The 24500-nt window shown below is 40.0% G+C and carries 20 protein-coding genes and 2 pseudogenes; 19 read left to right on the top strand and 3 right to left on the bottom strand.

The annotated features are described in order from the left end of the window. Positions 1 to 59: 59 nt before the first annotated feature. The 4 genes from L1611_RS07900 (at position 60) to L1611_RS07885 (ending at position 2607) form a co-directional block, all read left to right on the top strand. A complete protein-coding gene (locus L1611_RS07900; protein ID WP_236312537.1) occupies positions 60 to 236 on the top strand; it encodes an HIT family protein in 177 nt (58 codons plus the stop codon). Between the two features lie 193 nt (positions 237 to 429). After that, positions 430 to 885 carry a MarR family winged helix-turn-helix transcriptional regulator gene (locus tag L1611_RS07895; RefSeq protein ID WP_236312536.1) on the top strand — a complete coding sequence of 152 codons (456 nt, stop codon included), beginning with the start codon at positions 430 to 432 and terminating at the stop codon, positions 883 to 885. 54 nt (positions 886 to 939) lie between these two features. Continuing rightward, entirely contained in the window at positions 940 to 1998 is a 1059-nt protein-coding gene (locus L1611_RS07890; RefSeq protein ID WP_236312535.1) for a flavin-containing monooxygenase, read from the top strand. Positions 1999 to 2049: 51 nt separating this feature from the next. Then, complete coding sequence (locus tag L1611_RS07885; RefSeq protein ID WP_236312534.1) at positions 2050 to 2607, top strand: NAD(P)H-dependent oxidoreductase; 558 nt, start codon at positions 2050 to 2052, stop codon at positions 2605 to 2607. Between the two features lie 273 nt (positions 2608 to 2880). Here L1611_RS07885 and L1611_RS07880 read toward each other — a convergent pair. Beyond that, positions 2881 to 3392, bottom strand: a pseudogene (locus tag L1611_RS07880) (transposase family protein); the annotation flags it as partial. A gap of 78 nt (positions 3393 to 3470) precedes the next feature. Continuing rightward, positions 3471 to 4655 (bottom strand): ROK family transcriptional regulator, encoded by a 1185-nt coding sequence (locus L1611_RS07875; RefSeq protein WP_236312857.1) that lies wholly within the window; start codon positions 4653 to 4655, stop codon positions 3471 to 3473. Between the two features lie 231 nt (positions 4656 to 4886). On the opposite strand from L1611_RS07875, the gene L1611_RS07870 reads away from it, so the two are divergent. From L1611_RS07870 to L1611_RS07840, 7 genes are all read left to right on the top strand, one after another. Continuing rightward, positions 4887 to 6143 carry an ABC transporter substrate-binding protein gene (locus tag L1611_RS07870; protein WP_236312533.1) on the top strand — a complete coding sequence of 419 codons (1257 nt, stop codon included), beginning with the start codon at positions 4887 to 4889 and terminating at the stop codon, positions 6141 to 6143. A 72-nt stretch (positions 6144 to 6215) separates the two neighbouring features. Next, positions 6216 to 7103, top strand: coding sequence for a carbohydrate ABC transporter permease (locus L1611_RS07865; protein WP_236312532.1), 888 nt, complete (start codon positions 6216 to 6218; stop codon positions 7101 to 7103). Positions 7104 to 7106: 3 nt separating this feature from the next. Continuing rightward, positions 7107 to 7925: a carbohydrate ABC transporter permease gene (locus L1611_RS07860; RefSeq protein ID WP_236312531.1), complete on the top strand. Its 819-nt coding sequence runs from the start codon at positions 7107 to 7109 to the stop codon at positions 7923 to 7925. Between the two features lie 45 nt (positions 7926 to 7970). Then, complete coding sequence (gene yicI / locus L1611_RS07855; RefSeq protein ID WP_236312530.1) at positions 7971 to 10283, top strand: alpha-xylosidase; 2313 nt, start codon at positions 7971 to 7973, stop codon at positions 10281 to 10283. A 24-nt stretch (positions 10284 to 10307) separates the two neighbouring features. Continuing rightward, positions 10308 to 11633: a xylose isomerase gene (gene xylA, locus L1611_RS07850; protein WP_236312529.1), complete on the top strand. Its 1326-nt coding sequence runs from the start codon at positions 10308 to 10310 to the stop codon at positions 11631 to 11633. 19 nt (positions 11634 to 11652) lie between these two features. Further along, positions 11653 to 13152 carry a xylulokinase gene (gene xylB, locus L1611_RS07845; protein ID WP_236312528.1) on the top strand — a complete coding sequence of 500 codons (1500 nt, stop codon included), beginning with the start codon at positions 11653 to 11655 and terminating at the stop codon, positions 13150 to 13152. 146 nt (positions 13153 to 13298) lie between these two features. Beyond that, the gene (locus L1611_RS07840; protein WP_236312527.1) at positions 13299 to 16298 is read left to right on the top strand and encodes a glycoside hydrolase family 3 protein; all 3000 of its coding nucleotides are present in this window, start codon (positions 13299 to 13301) and stop codon (positions 16296 to 16298) included. A 410-nt stretch (positions 16299 to 16708) separates the two neighbouring features. Here the strand turns inward: L1611_RS07840 and L1611_RS07835 are convergent. Further along, positions 16709 to 16863: pseudogene (locus L1611_RS07835) on the bottom strand (nucleoside deaminase); the annotation flags it as partial. Between the two features lie 111 nt (positions 16864 to 16974). Here L1611_RS07835 and L1611_RS07830 point away from each other — a divergent pair. From L1611_RS07830 to vanX, 8 genes are all read left to right on the top strand, one after another. Beyond that, complete coding sequence (locus L1611_RS07830) at positions 16975 to 17283, top strand: cytidine/deoxycytidylate deaminase family protein (RefSeq protein WP_322972536.1); 309 nt, start codon at positions 16975 to 16977, stop codon at positions 17281 to 17283. A gap of 896 nt (positions 17284 to 18179) precedes the next feature. Next, positions 18180 to 18401: a hypothetical protein gene (locus L1611_RS07825; RefSeq protein WP_236312525.1), complete on the top strand. Its 222-nt coding sequence runs from the start codon at positions 18180 to 18182 to the stop codon at positions 18399 to 18401. 114 nt (positions 18402 to 18515) lie between these two features. Then, positions 18516 to 19214: a VanR-ABDEGLN family response regulator transcription factor gene (vanR, locus tag L1611_RS07820; protein ID WP_236312524.1), complete on the top strand. Its 699-nt coding sequence runs from the start codon at positions 18516 to 18518 to the stop codon at positions 19212 to 19214. Then, positions 19198 to 20355: a vancomycin resistance histidine kinase VanS gene (gene vanS / locus L1611_RS07815; RefSeq protein ID WP_236312856.1), complete on the top strand. Its 1158-nt coding sequence runs from the start codon at positions 19198 to 19200 to the stop codon at positions 20353 to 20355. Before vanR ends, vanS begins: the two co-directional genes overlap by 17 nt. Before the next feature lie 190 nt (positions 20356 to 20545). Further along, positions 20546 to 21370: a glycopeptide resistance accessory protein VanW gene (gene vanW, locus L1611_RS07810; RefSeq protein WP_236312523.1), complete on the top strand. Its 825-nt coding sequence runs from the start codon at positions 20546 to 20548 to the stop codon at positions 21368 to 21370. Between the two features lie 79 nt (positions 21371 to 21449). After that, positions 21450 to 22418, top strand: coding sequence for a VanH-A/VanH-Pt family D-lactate dehydrogenase (gene vanH / locus L1611_RS07805; RefSeq protein ID WP_236312522.1), 969 nt, complete (start codon positions 21450 to 21452; stop codon positions 22416 to 22418). Continuing rightward, a complete protein-coding gene (gene vanA / locus L1611_RS07800; protein ID WP_236312521.1) occupies positions 22411 to 23442 on the top strand; it encodes a D-alanine--(R)-lactate ligase in 1032 nt (343 codons plus the stop codon). The genes vanH and vanA overlap by 8 nt, the downstream gene beginning before the upstream one ends. Positions 23443 to 23447: 5 nt before the next feature. Then, complete coding sequence (vanX, locus tag L1611_RS07795) at positions 23448 to 24056, top strand: D-Ala-D-Ala dipeptidase VanX (RefSeq protein WP_236312520.1); 609 nt, start codon at positions 23448 to 23450, stop codon at positions 24054 to 24056. Positions 24057 to 24500 lie beyond the last annotated feature (444 nt).

Genomic DNA, 24500 nt, shown 5'->3' with positions numbered 1-24500 from the left:
GACTAAACTATGTACTGTAGAAAGTTTAATTTACAAAATACTTTTAGGTGAGGAAACTAGTGTATAAACATATGCCTTCTGATTATACTTGTCCCTTTTGTTTGGCTGTTAAAGGTGAAGAGGACGAAACCAACAAGCATGTTCAAACTAAGCAGCAAGATATTATTTACCAGGACGATTACGTTACAGCATTGATTGCAACGTTATGGTGGCCGAATAATAATGGCCATGTATGATCATTCCGAATGATCATTATGAAAATATTTTTGATTTACCTTTAGGGATCGCTACTAAAATACATAAGTTGTCCCAACAAGTTTCTTTAGCACTCAAGGAATGTTACGGCTGCCATTAAAGAGTTTAGTTTCATTTTTGTTTATTTGCATTTTACAAATACTTATTGTATAAATAAATTAGAGGTGAACGAAAATGAAAAACGAAGATCTTCGTGAACTATTTCAAATAATGACTCGGCGCTTTGGCTTTCTTAATAAAAGCTGCTGTTCTGCTGGTGGGTTTGATATTTCTTTAATACAAAGTCATATCCTATATGAAATTGACCACCGGCATAAGCCTTCTGTGCAACAAGTTGCAGATGCATTGGGGACAGATATCACAACTTTTAGCCGACAAATCCAATCGTTAATCAAGATGAATCTAGTCAAAAAGACGCCTGATCCAGATGACCGAAGAGTCTACATTCTTTCTTTAACGACGGAAGGAACCTATGTAGCAACATCAATTAATCAGCAAATTAATGCATACTTAGATGAAGTTTTTTCCCACATGAATGAATTTGAACAAGAGACTGTTATTCGCTCCATTAAGCTATTGAACAATGCAATGGCAAAATCCAGCGTTTGCTGCACCCCTCCATTGGGGTGATTTCTTTCATTTTATATTTGCAAAATACAAATAATTATAAAAGGAGGATCTAAGATGGCAACAGTATGGGATTCTATTGTGATTGGAGGAGGGCAAGCCGGGCTTGCATCGGGATATCATTTGCAAAAAAAGGGGCTACATTTTTTGATCTTAGAAGCAGGTAAACAGGCAACAGGATCGTGGCCACTTTATTACGATAGTTTGAAATTGTTTTCTCCGACACGTTTTTCGTCACTACCTGGCATGAAATTCCCAGGAATCCCTGATCATTATCCATCACGAGATGAAGTGATTCATTATTTAGAATCTTATCGGCAGAAATTTGAGTTACCAGTGATAACAAATCAGAAAGTTGAATTTGTTGAGAAGAATAACGGATTCTTTAGAATCCAAACAGATTCTGGAGATATTTATCAGACTAAAACCATCATTAATGCAACCGGTTCTTTTCATAGTCCATTTACCCCTGACATAAAGGGACAAGAAACCTTCCGAGGTCAAATTCTACATTCTTCTGAGTACCGAAATCCAGAAGGATTTGCCAATCAAAGAATAGTGATAGTGGGACGTAGAAATTCGGCTGTCCAAATTGCCATTGAACTCTCCGAGCACAGTCAAACGTCCTTAGCCGTACGTCAGTCGGTTCAACTCGTGAAACAAAGGGTATGGGGGCAAGATTTACATTTTTGGATTCGAGTAGTCGGTTTCGATACCTTTCCGTATTGGCGGTTTGGGAAAAACCCACCTATTCCAGCTGGTGTCTCGGATCTGGGTGATTACAAGGAGAGACTAGCTGAAGGGAAGCCCGATCAGCTTCCTATGTTTACATCCTTTTATACGGACGGTGTTATATGGCCGGATGGAAAAAGGGAGCCAGTGGATACGGTTATCTTTGCGACGGGTTATCAGGTTAACCTTCCTTACCTGAAACCTATTGGGGCACTAGATTCGGAAGGGATCCCTTTACAGGTAGCAGGAATCAGTACATCGGTCCCTGGTATTCATTATGTTGGCTTGGAAGGTCAGCGTTCATTTTCTTCTGCCACACTAAGGGGGGTGGGGCCAGACGCTCAATTTGTTGTGAAAAGGATTTTACGTTATTTGAGAAATTGAATTTACAGCAAATGGTCACGATTCTGTAATGAAGGAAGTGAAGTTTGTCTCATGAAAATACTTGCTTTGATTGCTCACCCTAACTTGAAAAAGTCACGCGTTAATGCAAGATGGACGCAGGAGCTTGAACGTATACAGGAAATTACCGTCCATAATCTTTATAAGCTGTATCCAGACGAGCAAATCGACGTAAAACGGCAACAAGAGTTATTGCTTTCACATGAACGAATCGTATTTCAGTTCCCATTTTACTGGTACAGTACACCACCCCTATTAAAAAAGTGGATGGACCAAGTATTATTGTACGGCTGGGCATACGGACCTGGAGGTAGAGCGTTGCAAGGAAAAGAATTGGTGTTGGCCATATCGATTGGAGGCGCAGAAAATTCTTATCGTGCTGGAGGGAAAAATCAGTTCACAATCAGTGAGTTGACTAGGCCAATACAAGCAACCGCGAATTTGACTGGAATGTATTTTCTGCCTCATTTTGTACAACACGATACGGTCGTTATCAAAGACGAAGATATCAATAGAAGTGCTGAAGCATATGTGAAGCATATTACCAATGAAAGGCTCAATCCATTAGTCCGAATCACTAACAAAGCATAAAGTTCTTGTTGTATCAAATTTCCTTATTACCTAATTATGTTAAGGAGGAGTTATTAATGTTAAACGTACATCTACACCAATTTCCACATCAAGCTCATGCTGCAGTAACTAATGAGAAAATTATAAATGTTACATTGTAGTGTCCTGATTGTACCCTTTAAAAACTCCTGTACTGGTATCCTTATAGTAATTGATTCTTAGACCAAAACGTATCTTTGTTACTATTATAAGTGTATGGGTCCTGAGCCGTATTCTTATCATCGTGGTCTAATTGATCGCTTCTCTTGATAGTGCTCTAGCATACGTTTATATCCAAAGTAGGGATGGAGTTTATGGATCGCTATGATATGATCCTTGAGTAAAAGATCTTCTTCTAAACGGATTGCACGCTTAGAACTGTTCTTACTTATAATACCCAGCTTTTGAGACTTCCCCTATTTTCTAGAGCCAGGCTAAAGGATGTTTCTTTCGCATCCCATCAATGATTTCAAATCGTTGAGCTTTTAGGACCATTCCTTCCTATGTAGATTTGGATTGCGCTTTTTTAGGTATTCTACCTGCGCTTTCAAGTAAGCATTTTCTTCTTCCGGACTATCAAAGTGTTTTTTATTCCACTTCCCCCGTTGATCATCAAATGATTCCCTTGTTTCAATTTGTGCGTCACTCTTAATTCCAAATCGTTCACGGAGCTGTCGATAGGACCAGCCTTCCTCCAACTTCAAACGTACAACCTCCCGCTTTAATTCTTCCGTATAGGTTTTAAAACGCTGCCCCTTTTTAGCCATAGAAAAATCCCCTCCAAGTAGACCTTAAGAACATCATATCAAATGCTCTCTTTTTTTGATGTCTACCTGAAGGGGGAACTATTTAACAGTAATTTTATGCTGAGCAAAAAAGTTTGATTTAGCTATCGAAGATGAACCGAGTGCACTGGAATAAGTATCCAAACTAGCAAATTCAATGGTAGTTTTATTGGAATAAGGTGATAGTCTTTCTTCCAACGTGCGGTGAATTGGATTGGTAATCCATGTTTTAAATTGAGCTAATCGATTCCCGATAATAATCATTTCAGGATTAAACGTATTAATAATATTAGTTAGTCCGATCCCAACATATTCACCAATGGAGTTCAGTAGCTGAATGACCTCACTATTCCCATTTTTCGCCTCTCGGGTAATAGAATCTAAATTTGATGTTACATCCTGCTTAAATACATCAAGCTTCATCGCTTCTTCTAGCAAAGCACTTTCAGACGCATATAATTCCCAGCATCCACGGTTCCCACATCGACATTTCTTTCCGTTTGTTTCGATTGTATGATGCCCCATTTCCCCAGAAATGCCAGTTGCACCTGTATAAAGATTTCCATTAATAATGATGCCAGTACCGATACCAATACCAATACTAACGTATAGTAAATTGGATATATTTTTGCCTGCCCCATAAAGCTGTTCGCCAAGACAACCTGTATTCGCCTCATTTTCAATTGAAACTGGAATATGGACAGCTTCTTCGATGGCTTGCTTTAAATCGATTTGTTTCCATTGTAGATTCGGGGCAAAAAGAATTTTACCATCAGTATCTACAATGCCAGGAACTCCAATCCCTATCCCAATTACACCATAAGGGCTTTCTGGTGTGTGGCTAAGTACATCGTGGATCAAAGCGATAACCTTTTCAATTACGATGGAAGGCTCTTTATCCTCTAATTTCTCCAATTTTTCAAAAACGATATCGCCTCTTAGATCCGTTAGAATAGCTAGTATGTAGTTAACACCTAAATCGATGCCAATCGAAAAAACAGCCTTATGATTAAAGTAAAGTAGTACTGGCTTTCGTCCACCATTTGACTTACCAGCACCAATTTCGTTTACCAGTGATTCTTCCAATAATTCACTTACCATCGTCGATACGGTGGCTTTATTTAGACCCGTGTCTTTGGAAATCTGTGCACGGGATATAGGACCTTTTTGTTCAATTGATTTCATAACGATAGATTTATTGATTTTTTTGATTAAGTTCTGGTCCCCAGTTTTTATTGTCTTCATTTTCAATTTTTCCTCACCTGTTTAGTTTATCCATTAAACATTGTTTGTATAAATATTAGTATAACATAAGATAAGAGAGGAATAAATATACCAAAATCAATAAATTATCTGAATATTGTGCATTGACAACGATTACATCATTACATATACTTAGTTTAATGGTTAAACTAATTTACAAAAAATACTCAGAATTTCAATGTATAATTAATCACAAAGAGGGGGTAAGGTTTTATGTCGAAGAAGTTTTTTGGAATAGTTGTACTAATGGCACTTCTAGTGCTAGCAGCATGTAGTGGTGAATCCGTAACGGATAGCGATTCCGATAATAATGCTAGCAATAATGATGAGGAAGAAGTGCAAAAAGATGTAACTGTTTGGTACTACTATACTGGTAAACAGGAAGAGCTATTTTTAACGGCTATTGATGAGTACAATGGCGCCCAAGATGTCTATGAAGTAAAAGCCGAATACGTACCATTCCCAGATGTAAAGAAGCAATTATCAGTTGGTCTAGCTGGTGGAACGTTACCAGATATGGTACAGATGGACGTTGTTGATAATGCTTCATTTGCTGCACAAGGTGTTTTAGAAGATATTACATCATTAGTAGAAGAATGGGGAGAAGCAGATCAATTCTACGAAGGACCGTTAAAATCTGTTACATATAATGATGGGTACTATGGTCTACCTGTGGGAAGTAATGCATTAGGATTATTTTACAATGTTGATATGTTGGAAGAAGCTGGGGTAGAGCCTCCAACTACTTGGGATGAGTTATTAGAAACTGCGGAAACGCTAACGTCTGGCGACACGAAAGGATTCGCCATTTCCGCTGTGAAATCAGAAGAAGGCGCGTTCCAATACTATCCTTTCTTACGTTCTTCTGGAGCGGAATATACCGATCTTGATTCAGAAGGTGCAATAGGTTCATTATCCCTTTTAACGCAGCTAGTTGAAGAAGGCTCCATGGGTGCTGATGTGGTCAATGCAACACAGGATGACCTAGCAAGACAGTTTGCTCAAGGGAAGTTAGCGATGATGGTAAATGGCCCTTGGAATATTGAACGATTAAAATCAGAAAATCCAGATTTGAACTTTGCGATTACCCAGATTCCTAAGGATGAGGAGTATGCATCTGTATTAGGTGGGGAAAATCTAGCAATCATTAAAGATAGTAATGTAAGCGGTGCCTTTGACTTTTTAACTTGGTTTTTGGAAACCGAGCGTACAGAGAAGTTTTCAGCTGAAACTGGTGTCTTTCCTGCAAGAAAAGATGCACTTGAAAACTCCGATTTTTGGACTAATGATGAACATCTAAGAGGATTTGTTCCAATTATGGATGTTGCAGATCCTCGTGGTCCATCACCAGAATGGCCTGAAATCTCTGACGCGATTCAAATCGCATTACAAGAAGCATTAACTGGAACAAAATCTCCAAAGGAAGCACTTCAAGGTGCAGCCGAAAAAGTGGACGAAATCCTTAACTAATCTGTGTAAAGCCCCTTTTCGAAGGGGCTTTACCATTAAACTATCATTGTACGGACAAGGAGAATTAGAAATATGAAAAAGCTCACCAGTAAATGGGAAGGCTACCTCTTCGTCATACCAGCGATTCTTTTTATGCTGCTGTTAATCGGTTATCCGCTTATCTATAATATTGTGCTTAGCTTCCAGGATGTTAATCTTAGTAATCTAGCAAACGATTCAAATCAATTTGTTGGATTTGAAAACTATAAAGAACTGGCGAATGAAGAGGCGTTCGGAATATCTGTTAAGAATACGATAATTTACACCGTTGGTAGTGTTGTTTTTCAAATCGTTATTGGATTTATACTGGCACTGTTCTTTAGCATGAAATTTCGGTTGGCTGACTTTTTGAGAGGATTTATTATGATCAGCTGGTTAATTCCGTTAACCATCACAGCGTTACTTTTTAAATTCATGATGAGCTCTGGTGTAGGTATCTTCAATCAGATGTTACTGTCGATTGGGTTCATTGATGATCCAATTCCCTGGCTGTCAGATCCAAAGATAGCTTTATGGGGTATTATCATTGCGAACATATGGGTAGGAATCCCCTTTAACATGCTATTATTATCAACTGGCTTAAGCAGTTTGCCGGAGGATGTCTATGAGAGTGCTAGCTTAGATGGAGCAAATTGGTTTCAAAAGCTTATTTACATTACATTACCTTTATTGCGTCCGGTAATCTTGGTCGTGATGATGCTTGGGTTCATTTATACATTTAAAGTATTCGACCTAGTTTTTGTAATGACAGGTGGAGGACCAATTAATTCTACGGAAGTACTATCGACCCTTGCATACCGTTTCTCCTTTAATGAGTTTGAATTTAGCTTAGGTGCGGCTGCTGCTAACGTTCTATTCTTAATATTATTCGTTGTTAGTTTAATCTACTTATTTATCATACGAAAAGATGAGGAGGCCTAATAAATGAGTAGGAGAAAAGAAAGATTACTAAATGTAATCGGAATCGTCATTGTCCTGATTTTCATATTTCCTGTGTTTTGGATGATCATTACAGCGTTTAAGAGTCAAAAGGAAATATTTCAAACGCCTCCTACACTTTGGCCACAGGATTTTCAATGGTCTAGCTTCGTGGAAATCTTTCAAAATGGTATCGGACAATACTTCTTAAATAGCATCACTATCTCTGGATTAACAACCATCTTGGTGTTATTTCTAGCTGTGCCTTCTGCCTACGGGCTAGCAAGATTCAACATAAAAGGGAAAGGCTCGATGATTTTGCTATTCCTTGTCACGCAAATGCTACCTGCAACAGTCATTTTAACACCGTTATTTATTATGTTTAATAACTTTTCCTTGTTGAATAGTTATTGGGGTCCTGTGCTATCCTGTGCCACATTAGGTGTTCCATTTTCCGTATTAATTCTTCGAACGTTCTTTATTGGAATTCCAAAGGAACTGGAAGAGGCGGCAAGAATTGATGGCTGTGGTCGTTTAGAAGCGTTTATACGCGTTATTATACCAATCTCGTATCCTAGCATTATAGTTTGTGGAGCCATCTCCTTTTTCTTCTCGTGGGGAGATTTAATATATAGCATCACATTTAACCGAAATCAAGAGCTATGGCCACTGACCGCAGGGATATATAATGCGGTAGGACGTTACGGTATTGAGTGGAATGATTTAATGGCATTTGCAACGGTTTCTATTTTACCGGTTATTGTCATTTTTGTATTACTACAGAAGCAATTAGTAAAAGGTTTGGTAAGTGGTTCGATTAAGTAATGAGGATGAGGTCGTCATTCATCATGTGAAAAGGGTGTGATCAGAGTGAAATTTACCGATGGATTTTGGCTTGTGAAAGAAGGATTTGATATCAATTTTGCCCGCGAAATTCGTGATATCCAGGAAACAAATGAAGGGTTAACCCTATATGCACCATGCAAAGCAGTTCGAAACAGAGAAGATACCTTAAATATCCCTCAGTTAACCATTCATTTATCGGCACCTAGTGAAAATGTCATTCGTGTGCAAGCATATCACCATAAAGGAACCGTTCCGAAAAAGCCGAATTTTGATGTGTTACATAGTGGTGAAGCGTTAAAAATTGAAAAAAATGAGCAGGTATACCAGCTTACTAGTGGGGATTTACATGTGAATATACAACAGGAAGGATTCGGTTTAGAATTCTTTAATCAAGAAGGGAAGCTGACACATGTTGATCCAAAAGGGTTTGCTTGGATAACCGATAAGAACAATGAATCGTATATGCGAGCTCAGCTTAATTTAGGTGTTGGAGAACATATTTATGGGTTGGGAGAACGTTTTACCCCTTTCGTAAAAAATGGTCAAGTGGTAGATACGTGGAATAAAGATGGTGGAACAAGCTCGGAGCAATCCTATAAAAATATTCCGTTTTACTTAAGTAATCATGGGTATGGTGTCTTTGTTAATCACCCAGAAGAAGTCAATTTTGAAATCGGATCAGAGGCTGTTTCCAAAACGCAATTTAGTGTCCGTGGCGAAATGCTAGATTATTACATTATTAATGGTCCAACACTAAAGGATGTATTACGTCATTATACCAATTTAACTGGAAAGCCAGCATTGCCTCCTGCATGGTCGTTTGGATTGTGGTTAACGACATCATTTACAACCGATTATACAGAAGAAACGGTGAATCATTTTATTGATGGTATGGCCGAACGTGATATACCATTACGAGTGTTTCATTTTGATTGTTTTTGGATGAAGGAATTTGAATGGTGTAATTTTGTTTGGGATACCGATGTATTTCCAGAACCCGAAGCTATGATCAAACGACTGAAGGATAAAGGGTTAAAAATATGCCTTTGGATCAATCCATATATTGCACAGAAGTCACCAGTGTTTGATGAAGCGGCTCAGAAAGGCTACTTATTGAAAAAGGAAAATGGAGATTTATGGCAATGGGATTTATGGCAAGCAGGTATGGGGATCGTTGATTTTACCAATCCGGATGCGAGTAAATGGTATGAACAAAAATTAAAGAATTTACTTGATATGGGTGTGGACTGCTTTAAAACAGATTTTGGGGAAAGAATTCCGACAAATGTTACATACCATAATGGATCAGACCCGCAACGAATGCATAATTACTATGCGTATCAATATAACCAGGTTGTATTTGATTTGTTGAAACGAGAAAAAGGTGAGCAAGAAGCGGTTGTTTTTGCAAGATCTTCAGCCGCAGGTGGACAGAAGTTTCCAGTTCACTGGGGTGGAGATTGTGATGCAACCTATGAATCCATGGCTGAAAGTTTACGCGGTGGTTTATCACTTACATTGTCTGGCTTTGGTTACTGGAGTCATGATATTGGTGGTTTTGAAAATACTGCTACACCAGATGTATTTAAGCGATGGACGGCATTTGGACTTCTAACAAGTCATAGTAGACTTCATGGAAGCTCTTCCTACCGAGTACCATGGTTATTTGATGAAGAAGCTGTAGAAGTAACGAGACATTTTACAAAGCTTAAAAACCGACTCATGCCTTATTTATACAGTACAGCAGTAGAAAACCATCAAACCGGAATTCCGGTAATGCGAGCAATGCTACTAGAATTTCCTGATGACCCAACTTGTGATGTACTTGATCGACAGTATATGCTCGGAGATTCCATAATGGTTGCCCCAGTTTTTCGAGAAGATGGGCTAGTATCGTATTATTTGCCAAAAGGAACATGGACACATCTACTCACTGGGGAGGTAGTCGAAGGGGGTTTATGGAAAAAAGCAGCCTATGACTATATGAGTCTCCCTCTTTATGTGAGAGAAAACTCTATTCTAACAATAGGATCAACCCATGATAAACCAGACTATGATTATGAAGAGGATATTACGTTTCAGGTCTACCAATTGCAAGAAGGAAAAACGTCAAGTACGACATTAGTAGACACTAATGGTGAAACAATCGCCAACATTGAAGCAGTGAAGGACGGTAATGTGATTCACTTCAAAACCGATATGTCAAAACCGTATTCGATTTTATTAGTTGGTTTTGAACAGATCACCTCCGTTTCCAGTGGAAGCTGGAAAAAGGAAGAAAATGGTGTGCGAATTGAACAAGATGGTAAGGAAGGTCATTTATCGATCACCCTTTAAATTGTTAGATTAGGAGGAAGAACCATGACAGCATTTAACAACATAAACCAAATTAAATACGAAGGTCCAACATCGACCAATCCATATGCATTTAAATTTTACAATCCCGAGGAAGTAATAAACGGGAAAACGATGAAGGAATACTTGCGTTTTGCAGTAGCATATTGGCATACCTTTACAGAGGATTTATCAGATCCATTCGGTGTTGGTACGGCTATTCGCCCGTGGGATCAATATAGTGGAATGGACTTAGCGAAAGCACGAGTGGAAGCGGCGTTTATATTCTTTGAAAAGCTTGGGGTTCCCTATTTCTGTTTCCATGATGTTGACATTGTCCCAGAAGGAAGTAGTTTACGAGAATCCAATCAAAATTTGGATACAATCGTTGCGATGATAAAAGAGTATATGAAAGATAGTAAAACAAAGCTATTATGGAACACGGTGAATAATTTTACCCATCCTCGGTTTGTTCACGGTGCAGGCTCATCCAGTAATGCAGATGTGTTTGCCTATGCTGCTGCGAAAGTGAAGAAGGGCTTGGAAGTCGGAAAAGAACTAGGAGCGGAAAATTATGTGTTCTGGGGTGGACGTGAGGGATATGAAACCTTGCTGAACACCGACATGAAGCTTGAGCTAGATAATTTAGGACGATTTTTCCATATGGCAGTCGATTATGCGAGGGAAATAGGCTTTGATGGGCAATTTTTAATTGAACCGAAGCCAAAGGAACCGACTACCCATCAATATGACTTTGATGTTGCAAGTGGCTATGCCTTTTTACAGCATTACGATCTGCAGGATCACTTCAAATTTAATATTGAAGCAAACCATGCTACCCTTGCTGGTCATACATTTGAACATGAACTACGATATGCACGTGTGATTGGCATGTTAGGTTCTGTTGATGCAAACCAAGGTCACCCATTATTAGGATGGGATACCGATGAATTTCCATCGGACTTGTATGGCACTACGTTAGCTATGTTTGAAATTATCCAAAATGGTGGCTTAGGTAAAGGTGGTTTAAACTTTGATGCTAAGGTACGTCGAGGTTCCTTTACACCAGAGGATTTATTTCATGCTCATATTGTTGGAATGGATAGTTTTGCAGTTGGACTGAAGGTTGCCAACCGCCTAATCGAAGATCGTGTTATACAAAATGTGGTCGAAGAACGGTATAACAGCTATCAATCAGGTATTGGATTGGACATTGTAAGTGGTAAAACAGATTTCCATAAGCTCGAGGAATATGCACTTGGATTAACGGAGATTACGCATCAATCTGGCCGTTTAGAGCAGATTAAAGCAACGATTAATCAATATTTCCTAACTACGTTTGTAGGAAAGTAAGTGATAGAGGAGGGGCCGAATGAAATATGTGATTGGGGTAGATCTTGGCACAAGTGCTGTCAAGATCATTCTTGTGAATCAACATGGTGCTGTTGTGCAACAGGTTTCGAAAGACTATCCATTAATCCAAGAGAAATCTGGATATAGTGAACAAAACCCGCAGGCTTGGCTAGATCAAACGGTTGCTGGATTGTCTGAACTACTAATGGATTTTGATGGTAATCGTGAGGATATCGAAGGGATAAGTTTTTCTGGACAAATGCATGGTCTGGTCTTACTTGATAAAAATCATGATGTATTACGAAACGCGATACTTTGGAATGACACGAGAACAACAGCCGAATGTCAAGAAATCACAGAGACGATAGGGAAAGAAAGGCTGTTAGAAATTACGAAAAATCCTGCCTTAGAAGGATTTACTTTACCAAAGATCCTATGGGTCAAAAAACATGAACCAGAAATTTTTCAACAGGTAGCGACATTTGTACTTCCAAAGGATTATGTGCGGTATCGATTAACCGGGAAATTACAAATGGAATATTCGGATGCAGCGGGAACTTTATTACTACATGTTTCCGAAAAAACTTGGAGTACATACATTTGTAAGGAGTTAGATATTCCATTAGATATTTGTCCACCATTAGTAGAATCCTGTAATGAGGTTGGGGTTATTTCTGCCGATATGGCAAAAATAACTGGCTTATCTCCGAAAACAAGAGTATTTGCTGGTGGAGCGGATAATGCGTGTGGTGCCATTGGCGCTGGCATATTAGAAGAAGGAAAAACACTGTGTAGTATTGGGACTTCCGGAGTGATCTTATCCTATGAGTCAAGGGATGATTTAGACTTCGAAGGCAAAGTTCATTATTTTAACCACGGAGCGCCAAATTCCTATTATTCTATGGGAGTTACCCTTGCGGCGGGGCATAGCTTGTCCTGGTTCAAGGATACGTTTGCCAAAGATGTGACATTTGAAGATTTGTTGGAGGATGCGGGCTCTGTACCAATAGGCTCCAATGGTCTACTATTTACTCCGTTTATCACTGGAGAAAGGACACCATATGCAGATGCAGAGATTCGTGCAAGCTTTATAGGAATTGACAGCTCACATACGCGTAAGCACTTTGTACGTGCGGTAATGGAGGGCATCACTTTTTCCTTAAACGAATCGGTTCATATTTTCCGACAAAAAGGGCGAGAAATTCATTCGATTGTTTCCATCGGCGGAGGAGCGAAAGATGATGTATGGCTGCAAATACAAGCCGAAGTATTCAATGCTGAGGTGATCAAATTATCAAGTGAACAAGGACCAGGAATGGGAGCTGCTATGATTGCAGCGTATGGCTGTGGTTGGTTCGAATCACTTAAGAATTGTGCAGACCATTTCCTGCAAGTAAAAAAAGTCTTTACACCTATTCCGGAGAACGTGAAGAAATACCAGTCCCTATTCTCCATCTATCAGGATATATATATCGCAACGAAAAATATAAATAAAAAATTAGTAGATTTTCGATTATAGGTTCATAGGAGAAATCCCATTTTCAAGTAAAAGGAAGGCTATTTAGAGGAATGGCAGGAGGTGATTTTATATATATATTTTTCGATTGATTTTAGAAGATTTTTCTCGAATTACTCATTACAAAGGATAAGGAGTGTATTACGAAAATGATTTCTAAATTCATTAAAAAGGCAGTAATCTTAGTGATGATACTTACGCTTTCCGGACAAGGGATGATGTTTCCAGCTGAAACAAGTGCAGAAGAATTCGAGTATCCATTTCGAAATCCAAACCTCTCGATAGATGAGAGAGTGGATGATCTACTATCTCGTTTAACACTAGATGAAAAAGTATCTTTATTGCATCAGTATCAACCAGCTATTCCTAGATTAGGCATCGATTCTTTTCGCACTGGGACAGAAGGATTACACGGTGTTGCCTGGTTGGGAGAAGCAACTGTTTTTCCGGAAGCTACAGGTTTAGCGAACACATGGGATAAAGGTTTGATAGAAGATGTAGGTTCTGCTGTAGGAGATGAAGTTCGAGCATTTCATAAAAAATATCCAGAAGATGTTGGACTATCAGTATGGGCACCGGTAGTAGATTTACAAAGGGATCCAAGACATGGGAGAAATGAAGAATCCTATGGAGAAGACCCAGTACTTGCTGGGGAAATATCTACTGCTTATGCAGATGGTTTAAATGGTGATGATGGGTATTATTTAAAAACGATTCCGACGCTAAAGCACTTCCTTGGCTACAATAATGAGGAAAACAGAGGAGCAAGCTCATCTAGTTTAGACCCAAGAAATCTATATGAGTATCAATTAAAATCATTTGAACCAGCTATTTCATCACAAGCAGCTTATGGAATGATGCCAGCTTATAATGCCATTAATGGTAAACCTGCGAACCTAAGTCCCTTAATTAATGAGCTTGTTAAGGGAGAATGGGCATCCGAAGATTTTCACGTTGTAAGTGATGCATGGGATGTTTCTGGGTTAGTAAACTCCCATAAATATGTGGATACAATGGCAGAAGCAGTGGCACTATCGATTAAAGCAGGTGTAGATAGTATTACCGACCAAGATGCAAACTCTGATATTGTGACAGGTTGGATCCATGATGCTTTAGACCAAGGGTTATTAACGGAAGCTGATATTGATAAGGCTACTAAAAATAATCTTCGTGTTCGTTTTCGATTAGGGGAATTTGATCCAGAAGGTATGGATCCATATGCTGATATTGATGAGTCCGTAATCAATAGTGAGGAGCATCAAGACCTAGCACTAGAGGCTGCACGCAAGCAATTAGTGTTATTGAAAAATGAAGATGCATTACCATTAGACAAAGATGATGAAGCGAATATTGCAGTCATTGGTCCGTTAGCTGACCAAGTATTAACAGACTTTTATAGTGGTACATTGCCTTACTCTGTTTCTACGTTAGATGGAATTAAAGATAAAATTTCAGAGGACCAAATCAATTTTACGAGAGGTCTAGATGAAATCGCACTAAAATCTGTGAAAAACAACCAATTTGTAAGCGCTTTAGCAAGTGGGGACGAGGTATTAAAGGCTAATGCAGATGAAATAGGCACAAACGAAACCTATTATCTGTATGATTATGGCTGGGATCAATTTTTACTTCGCGCAAAAGCAAATGACAAATACTTATCGAATAAGTATCGCCAGGAAGTAATTAATGATGGAAAAGCACCTGGACTACAAGAGAACGAACCTGGTACACAGGATTGGTTTACGTATGAAAACTATAATTACGAAGCACAAGAAGATGGTACCTATGCGCTTTATAATTACCAAGTCGATAATTGGGGAACTTCCTTAGACAATGGAAAATATGTCACAGTTAATGATGATGCACAATTAATTGCTTCTGAAAGAACAGTCGGGGAAGCAGAAAAATTCGAGCAAGTTATCGTATCAGATGGTGTAGAAAAAGCAAAAGAAGCAGCGAAAAATTCTGAAGCGGCAATTGTGGTTGTTGGTGATCAACCGCAAATCAATGCAAGAGAAACAATCGACCGCCAAGACATTTCCTTACCACCTTCTCAAGTAGAGTTAATTGAAGAAGTGGCATCCGTAAATGAAAATACGATTGTTGTTCTAGTTTCTGGTAATCCAATGGCGATTCCAGAAATACAAGATAATCCAAATGTAAAAGCGATCCTATATTCCTCACATGGTGGCCAAGAGGAAGGAAATGCGATTGCTGATGCGTTATTTGGTGCTTATGCACCTGCCGGAAGATTAAATCAAACTTGGTATGCTAGTGTTGATCAATTAGGTGAGATGATGGAGTACGATATTATTAAGGATGAGAAAACATACCTATATTTTGAAGGAGACCCACTGTATTCCTTTGGACATGGATTAACTTACACAGACTTTGAGTATAGCAATCTTCGAGTAAGCTCTCATTCTATTAAGGATGATGAAATGGTTAAGGTTAGTGTGGATGTGACCAATACCGGAGATGTCGCTTCTGATGAGGTTGTCCAGTTGTATACCAGTATCAAGAAATCTAGAGTGAAGCGACCAATTAAAGAATTAAAAAACTTTGACCGCGTTTATATCGAACCAGGGGAAACGAAACGAGTATCCTTTGAATTAGATGCTAGTGATCTAGCATTTTGGGATGTTACAAGAGAAAAGTACACCGTTGAATCTGGCAACTATTCGATTATGATTGGTAGATCTTCATCCGATATTCAACTGAAGAAAAATGTTCACGTCCATGGTGAAAGAGTACCATTTAGAGATTTAACAAAGGTTACAAAAGCGGAAAATTACGATGACTATCATAATGTGAAAATAGTCGAAGAGGCAATGGATGCAGACTATGCAGTTGGTGAAATTACTACTGGTAGCTGGATTGCATTTAAAGACGTAAGATTTAATAAAGGAGTGCGTTCATTTACTGTCCGTGTCGCAAGTGAACAAGAAGGTGGAACCATTGAAATTAGAACTTCTAGCCCAACCGGAAAGATAGTAGGAGAAGTCGATGTTCCAGTAACAGGTGATCTGCAGGAATGGACTAAGATTAATGAAGAAATTTCCAGAATATCTGGTAAAAGCGATGTCTATCTCGTGTTTCATGGAAGCTTTGCAATTGATTCCTTCAATTTTGATGAATTGCAAAACTAGTTAGAATGTAGGAAGAGGCTGTCCCAAAAGTAAATCTTTTGGGGCTTTTTTTTGTGGAAAAGAAAACCCTAGGCTAGGCCAAGGGTTCAAAAGAGCTTTCAGCGTTGTATTAGCAATCAATATTAGGTGGATTTTACTAATAGTTATTGGATTGCTTGGTTTTTGGTAGGATTGTGATTATATAGCCAAAAAAACGAGAAATATGATACGAATCATTCAGACGTGTCAGCAGAGGAACAACTTCAACCGATAGGAAGTTGCGAATCTACACTGGGAATATGAAGATACCTGAACAGAATTAGTTAAGTATTATCTATATACTGAATCATCAAAAAAAAACCAGCTATAAAAAGTCAAGGAACCAAATCGATTTATTTTATTTAGATTTTTAGGCATGACAAAAAACCCTTTCGTATAGCGTCAATTTCAGCGTGGGCTGTTGCATCTTGTTGAGGGTGTACTCTCTATTACGCCCTTTGGCAATCAAGTTTTGATTTTCATCTACAATAACAGCCCCAACTGGATATGTATTCTCTTTCAATGCTTGTTCTGCTTCTTTCAAGATATAGCCTAATTAAGTTTTTCATCTAAATATGACAAAACCTTCCAATCATTAGTTATGGAAGGTATTTGGCATGTTATTTTAAATATTTAACAAGTAGATGCTGAACAATCAATATTAAATGCTAAAATCAGTCGTGAAAAGTTTACAATATACACTTCTTTGGAACCTTGTCCAATGTGCACTGGTGGGATACTGTTCGCCAATATTAAAAAAGTAGCCTGGTTACTAAACGATGACTTGGGTTTTGGTGGTTATCAAAAAATAAAAGATACCAAAGTATTTGATAAAAGATTTTATGAGGTTGAAGCTATCGAGGAACCGTATGACGATTTAAAAAAGAAACAAATGGAATTAATGAGTAAATGGGCAACAAATCCTAATAACGTAATTAACTTACGAAAAGCTGTTATTCCAGAATAGGGCGCAATAGTGTAAGAACCTTTGTTTTTAAACGACTTTATTGTTAATTGTTTTGAGAAAAAAGAATATAGGTTGAAGAAAATTATACAACTATTTTTTTACACCGTTCATTTTCCGAAGGGTGTTATGTGTGTATGTAGTATTAAATTTAAACAACTTTATTGTAAATGAACAGTTGTAAGCAAATAAATGTAGAAAATAAAGGCGGAATAAAGGAATATATACTGGTTGATTGTAAAGGCAATTTTAAAGGAGATTCCGAATTATTATCTGTTCCAACTAATTAGCAGTATTTCAATTATAGGGGGCTTTAATGGAATAAACAAAAGGGAACTTCTAAAAATGGAAGTTCCCTTAATTTTGGTAAAAAAAACAATATTATTTAACATAGCCAAAACTTTTTTAGAGAACAGTACAGTTGCTTTTTTCACCAATGAAAACCTATATAATGATTGCCTTAGCATAGAAATCCTCTCTTTGCAGTACGGGTGATAGAGGCTTTGAATTTTCCAGATTTATATATACTTCGCATAATTACCAATTTAGGAGCAAATTTATATGGATCTGAAATATCTAACCGGTAAAGGGTACGGAGACGAAACTGGATTTTAGGGGCAAAATTGTTCCAGAAAAGGGCGCATTCGCTGTACAAGCTGATCAGAATTACCCAGGAATCTGGAATAAAACTAATTTAGTTTCAAAAACTATAAACTATGAAAAAAGTAGCTGTGACACTTGTGTTGACAATAATTTTATCAAGTCATAATACAACAGATTATTCACAAACGATAAATGAAGCTGACGCTGAATTATGTGACACACTCAAATATGCACTTATAAATGCCTTAGAGAGTTAATTGATAAAGCGATAGATGAAGTTTATAAGGATGGTGAGGATGCACCAGAAGGCCATACTCTTTACGAGGAAGTATAATAGAGATAGCTTATTGAATAGCGGTGATGTTATGGAATATTTAACAGCAAAAGAAGCCGGACAAAAATGGGCTATTACTGCCCGGATGGTAAATTATCATTGCACCGCCGGACGCATTGTCGGTGCGATAAAAAAAGCTGATTTTTGGTTGATACCTGCTGATGCTGAAAAGCCAAAAGAGTGACGAAGAAAGAAACCTTATGAAAATCTTAATCATTTATCAAGAAGAAACAAATAAATCGTCTTGTTATTTTTTATATACTGTAAGATGGAAAATTGCAGGAAGGAGATGGCGTTAGTGGATGAAAAGATCCTAATTGTTGACGACGAGCAGGAAATCGCAGATTTAGTAGAATTGTATTTGAAAAACGAAAATTATACGGTTTATAAGTTTTACACCGCACAGGAAGCATTAAACTGTATCGAAGCAACCGAGCTTGACCTTGCCATACTGGACATTATGCTTCCCGATATAAACGGCCTTTCGATCTGCCAAAAAATACGGGACACGCACACTTATCCCATTATTATGCTGACCGCGAAAGACGCGGAAACAGATAAAATTACAGGGTTGACGCTCGGCGCGGACGATTATATAACCAAACCGTTCCGTCCGCTTGAATTAGTGGCGAGGGTCAAGGCGCAACTGCGCCGATATAAAAAATACACCGGTGGCGCGGCGAAAGAGGATAACGGCGTTATCGTCCACTCCGGCCTTATTATTAACGTGAACACACACGAAGTATTGTTGAATGAAAAACCGTTATCCCTCACACCTACCGAGTTTTCAATCCTGCGAATACTGTGTGAGAACAAGGGAAATGTAGTAAGCTCTGAAAAATTGTTTCACGAAATATGGGGTGATGAATATTTCACGAAAAACAACAACACCATAACCGTCCATATCCGGCATTTACGCGAGAAATTAGGCGATACAATGGATAACCCAAAGTATATCAAAACGGTATGGGGGGTTGGCTATAAAATTGAAAAATAAGAATAAGAAAACCGATTATTCCAAACTAAAGCGAAAACTCTACCTGTACATCCTTGTGATTGTTATGGCAGCAGTTGTATTTGTGTTGTTTTTGCGTTTATTTATCCGTTCGCAAGCACTTGGGGAGAGGATCGTACGTTTTTTGGAAAACAGTTTTCACTTAGAGCGTCTGGACGCGATGATAATATATCAGTACACCATACGGAACAATATGGAAATCCTTATTTATGTGGCGATTGCCATCAGTATTCTTATTCTATGCCGCGTCATGCTTTCAAAATTTGCAAAATACTTTGACGAGATTAATACCGGCATTGATATACTTATTCAGAACGAAGATAAACAAATTGAGCTTTCTGCGGAAATGGAGTTCATGGAACAGAAGCTCAACACATTAAAACGGACTCTGGACAAGCGAGAGCAGGATGCAAAGCTGGCCGAACAAAGAAAAAATAACGTTGTGATGTACTTGGCGCACGATATTAAAACGCCCCTTACATCCGTTATCGGTTATCTGAGCCTGCTTGACGAGGCGCCAGACATGCCGGTAGAGCAAAAGGCAAAATATGTGCATATCACGTTGGACAAAGCGTATCGCCTCGAACAGCTAATCGACGAGTTTTTTGAGATAACGCGGTATAACCTCCAAACGATTACGCTCACGAAAAAGCACATAGACCTATACTATATGCTGGTGCAGATGACCGATGAATTTTATCCTCAGCTTACAGCGAATGGAAAACAGGCGGTTATCCATGCATCCGAGGATTTGACCGTATACGGCGACCCCGATAAGCTGGCGAGGGTCTTTAACAACATTTTGAAAAACGCCGCTGCATACAGCGAGGACAACAGCGTCATTGACATTACGGCGGGCCTATCCGGGGATGTGGTGTCCATCGTTTTCAAAAACGCTGGAAGCATTCCCAAAGATAAGCTCGTTGCCATATTTGAAAAGTTTTACAGACTGGACCATGCCCGTTCTTCCGATACGGGCGGCGCGGGGCTTGGATTGGCGATTGCAAAAGAAATCATTGTTCAGCATGGCGGGCAGATTTACGCGGAAAGCAATGATCACTACACGACATTCAAGGTAGAGCTTCCGGCCTTGCCAGACTTGGTTGGTAAAAAGAGTTCCTAAGAAATGAAACATTGTTCTTAGGAAAATCTCAAGGTCATCTCTACTTTTTCTTAGGAAATTAACAATTTAATATTAAAAAATGGCTCGTTCTTATGCGGTAATCTTAAACCGTAAGAACGCGCTTTTTTCGTTTCATCAGAGAAGGATGTGACAAGTTATGCGTGGATTAAAAAAACAAGGAGGTGCTCACATGGGTAGAAAAAGAGTGACACAAATATTCCCTTTCCTGTTGCCGTTCAGGGTAATGCAGCGGAAGTTGTGTTTTTATGCCGGGATGTGGTTTGATGGCCGCCGCTACGCGGATACCATTGACGGGAAGCAGCTTCCTTATAAGCTCTTTGAAACGGGCTGCGCGTTATACAACGGCAATACCGGCTTTGATATGGAATATCAAAAAAACAAGGTGTTTAACCTGAAGCTGGCGGCAAAGACACTGAACGGGCTCTTGATAAGACCGGGTGAAACCTTTTCCTTTTGGCGGCTTGTAAGCCATGCAGACAAGCATACTCCCTATAAAGATGGTCTTACAGTGACAAATGGCAAACTCACTACTGCGCCGGGCGGCGGCTTGTGTCAAATGAGCAATCTGCTGTTTTGGATGTTCCTGCACACGCCGCTGACGGTCACCGAACGGAGAGGCCACGAGGTGAAGGAGTTTCCCGAACCAAACAGTGAAGAGATCAAAGGGGTGGACGCAACAATCTCCGAGGGATGGATTGACTTAAAGGTGCGAAACGATACCGATTGCACATATCAAATTTCAGTGGCGTTCGATGATAAAAACATCATAGGAACGGTGTTCGTGGACGAGCGGCCCCAAGTACTGTACAGAGTTACAAACGGAGGCATTGAGTATTCCCGCGAAAGCAGCGGGATTTATGAATCCGTCAAGGTTGAGAGAGCGGAAATTGACTCGGACACCGGCGAAATAACAGGGCAAAAGCTGCTTTACACGAACAAATGTAAAATCTGCTATTCCCTGCCGGAGAACGTGGAAATCAAGGAGGCAAAATAAGTTTGAAACGATTTACCGCGATCGGTATTCCCATTTTATTTCTTATTGGTGCCTTTCGCAGAAAGGAATGGTCTTAATTATGAAGAACATCGGCATTACCGTTTATGGATGCGAGCAGGATGAGGCAGATGCATTCCATGCCCTTTCGCCGCGCTTTGGCATTATGCCCACGATCATTAACGCCGCCGTGTCGGAAACCAACGCCAAATCAGCCCCCTGCAATCAATGTATCAGCGTGGGACACAAATCCGAAGTTTCCGCGTCTATTCTTCTTGCGCTGAAGAGAGCCGGCGTGAAATATATCTCTACCCGAAGCATCGGCTGCAATCATATAGATACAACTGCTGCTAAGAGAATGGGCATCACTGTCGGCAATGTGGCGTATTCGCCGGATAGCGTTGCCGATTATACCATGATGCTGATGCTTATGGCAGTACGCAATGCGAAATCGATTGTACGCTCTGTGGAAAAACATGATTTCAGGCTGGACAGGGTCCGTGGCAAGGTGCTGCGCGACATGACAGTCGGCGTGGTGGGAACCGGCTATATAGGCAAAGCGGTTATTGAGCGGTTGCGGGGATTTGGATGTCATGTGCTGGCTTATAGTCGCAGCCAAAGTATAGAGGCAAACTATGTTCCGTTTGATGTGTTGTTGCAAAATAGCGATATCGTTACGCTTCATGTGCCGCTAAATGCGGATACGCGCCATATCATCGGTCACGAACAAATGAAGAGAATGAAGCAAGGCGCGTTTATGATCAATACAGGGCGCGGTGCGCTTGTAGATACCGAGGAGCTTGTTAAAGCATTGGAAAACGGAAAACTGGGCGGCGCCGCATTGGATGTATTGGAGGGGGAGGAAGGGCTTTTCTACTTTGATTGCACACAAAAACCAATTGATAATCAATTTTTACTGAAACTTCAAAGGATGCCGAACGTGATCATCACGCCGCATACGGCTTACTATACCGAACAGGCGTTGCGTGATACCGTTGAAAAAACAATCAAGAACTGTTTGGATTTTGAAAGGAGCCTGGCGCATGGATAGAGTAAAAGTTGCAATCCTGTTTGGCGGTTGCTCGGAGGAGCATGACGTGTCGGTAAAATCCGCAAGAGAGATCGCCGCTAACATTGACAACGAAAAATACGAGTCGTTATACATTGGAATTACGAAATCCGGTGTTTGGAAAATGTGCGAAAAACCGTGCGCGGAATGGGAAAACGGCAATTGCTGTTCAGCCGTGCTCTCGCCGGATAAAAAAATGCACGGATTGCTTGTTCTAAAGAACCATGAATATGAAATCCACCACGTTGATGTAGCATTTTCGGTTTTGCACGGAAAGTCGGGTGAAGATGGATCAATTCAAGGTCTGTTTGAATTGTCCGGTATCCCCTTTGTGGGCTGCGATATTCAAAGCTCCGCCATTTGTATGGACAAATCGCTAGCATACATCATTGCCAAAAACGCTGGCATAGCTACTCCCGAATTTTGGGTTATTCATAAAGACGATAGACCGGCGATAGATACGTTTACCTATCCTGTTTTTGTTAAGCCGGCGCGTTCAGGCTCATCCTATGGCGTGAAAAAAGTCAATGGCGCAGACGAATTGGACGCCGCAATTGAATCGGCAAGTCTATATGACAGCAAAATCTTAATTGAGCAGGCTGTTTTGGGCTGTGAGGTCGGTTGTGCCGTATTGGGAAACAGTTCCGAGTTGACTGTTGGTGAGGTGGACCAAATTACGCTGCGGCACGGTATCTTTCGGATTCATCAGGAAGCCGATCCGGAAAAAGGATCTGAAAACGCAGTTATAACCCTTCCCGCAGACCTGTCGGCAGAGGAGCGAGGGCGGATACAGGAAACGGCAAAAAAAATATATAAGGCGCTCGGCTGCAAAGGGCTTGCCCGTGTTGATATGTTTTTACAAGATAACGGCCGCATTGTGCTTAACGAAGTCAATACTTTGCCCGGTTTCACGTCATACAGCCGTTATCCCCGTATGATGGCGGCTGCCGGTATAACGCTTCCCGAACTGATTGACCGTCTGATCGTATTAGCTTTAAAGGAGTGATAAGCATGGAAAAGGGATTTGTTTTTTTAGATGAAATAGTGCAGGGTGTTCGCTGGGACGCCAAATATGCCACATGGGACAATTTTACAGGGAAACCAGTAGACGGATATGAGGTCAATCGCATAGTGGGAACACATGCCTTAGCCCTTGCGCTGCTGGAGGCGCAGAAGCAAGCGGCGGATCTTGGGTACGGTTTGCTGTTATGGGACGGGTATCGGCCCAAACGTGCGGTAGATTGCTTCCTGCGTTGGTCCGAACAACCGGAAGACAACCTCACAAAAGAAAGATACTATCCGAATATCGAGCGAACCGAGATGGTTTCAAAAGGATACGTGGCTTCAAAATCAAGTCATAGCCGCGGAAGTACGATTGATCTTACGCTTTACCGATTAGACACCGGTGAGCCTGTATCAATGGGGAGTGGGTTTGATTTTATGGATGAGCGATCACACCATGGGGCAAAAGGGATTACAAGCATGGAAGCGCAAAATCGCAGACGCTTGCGTTCCATCATGGAAAACAGTGGGTTTGAAGCATATAGCTTCGAATGGTGGCACTACGTTTTAAGAAACGAACCATACCACAATAGCTATTTTGATTTCCCCGTCAAATAAGCTTTTAACAGTTGCACGGACAACCTATATAATGCTATCTGGTTGGCGTAATCACACGCACTATTGGTGATGATCTCGGCAACGTCAGAACTTTGTTATTGCCGTTCATTGACTTCAACTTCACTGCTCTCGCTATGGTAGAGGGAGTGTTTGGCAGCTGAAAACTCTACAATATTTTTGGAACACCAATAACATTTTGGGCGATGGCATTTGTTGTAAGCCTCGTACCTGGTTTAGCGGCCGTACTGCTGACATATTAAGCCCAGAGGAAACGTTCGGCGGCATAAATGGCGTAAAAATAGGCTGTAGTCAAAGTCCAAATATACCTATCAAACTCTGCTCGACCGGAAGATTTGGAAATTTTTGCTTTGTTTGCGTCATTAAAAGCTCTATTCCGAATTTGACAACTTGCTTCCTGCGAGGTTTTCGGGTCACGCTGGGTTT

It is taken from the genome of Pseudalkalibacillus salsuginis, assembly GCF_021646685.1.
GTDB lineage: Bacteria > Bacillota > Bacilli > Bacillales > Fictibacillaceae > Pseudalkalibacillus > Pseudalkalibacillus salsuginis.
The sequence above is the reverse complement of the archived record's forward strand: the minus strand, read 5'-3'. Positions and strand labels throughout refer to the sequence as shown.